This is a genomic window from Asticcacaulis sp. YBE204, from assembly GCF_000495855.1.
Lineage (GTDB): Bacteria > Pseudomonadota > Alphaproteobacteria > Caulobacterales > Caulobacteraceae > Asticcacaulis.
Window position 1 is genome coordinate 1 of sequence record NZ_AWGF01000037.1, and the last position, 854, is coordinate 854.

Here is an 854-nt window from a genome sequence, read left to right on the forward strand (position 1 = left end):
ATATTCAATGCCGACGGCACGGCGCAGACCGAACGCTTCGTCAGCGACTACACGCCGACCAGCATCCACAGTTTCAAAAACCTCCTCAGCGTCACGACGCAGTCCAATGGCGACTTTGTCATCGCCTGGGCCAGCTTCGATGAAGACGGCTCGGGCATGGGCATCTACCAGAGCCTTTTCCGCAGCGACGCCACCTACGGCACGGCCGCGGCCGACACAGTGAACGGAACCACCGGGGACGATCTGCTCTTCGGCCTGGCGGGCGCGGATTTGCTCGACGGTGGCGCCGGCAAGGACGGGCTGGAAGGCGGCGCCGGCAATGACACCCTGAACGGCGACGGTGGCGCGGACACCATGACCGGCGGCCAGGGCGACGACGTCTACTTCGTCAACGACGTTGCGGACGTTGTGCTGGAAGAGGTGGGGCAGGGCAACGATACCGTTTTCTCGACGGTCAGCTTTACCTTGGGGACCGGCGTCGAAGCCTTGGTCCTGCAAGGGAGCAACGTCGTCAACGGCAAGGGCAATACCTTGAACAACACCCTGACCGGCAATGCCGGCGTCAATATCCTGACCGGGGGATTGGGCGACGACACCTACTTTGTCCAGAACGCGGGCGACAAGGTGGTCGAGCTCAGCGGCGAGGGCAACGACGTCATTTTCAGCTCGGTCAGCTACAGCCTGGCCGGCATCAACGCCGAGGTTCTGGCCCTGACCGGCGCCGCCAACCTGACCGCGACGGGCAACAGCCTGGCCAACAGCCTGGTCGGCAATAGCGGACACAACCTGCTGGATGCTGGCGCGGGCACCGATACCCTGACCGGCGGACTGGGCGACGACACTTTTGTCGTCAA

The 854-nt window shown here is 63.7% G+C and carries 1 protein-coding gene; it reads left to right on the forward strand.

Annotated elements, in window-relative coordinates; genetic code table 11:
* On the forward strand, positions 1-854 hold an 854-nt coding region (locus AEYBE204_RS40525; RefSeq protein ID WP_023464156.1), incomplete at both ends, for a calcium-binding protein.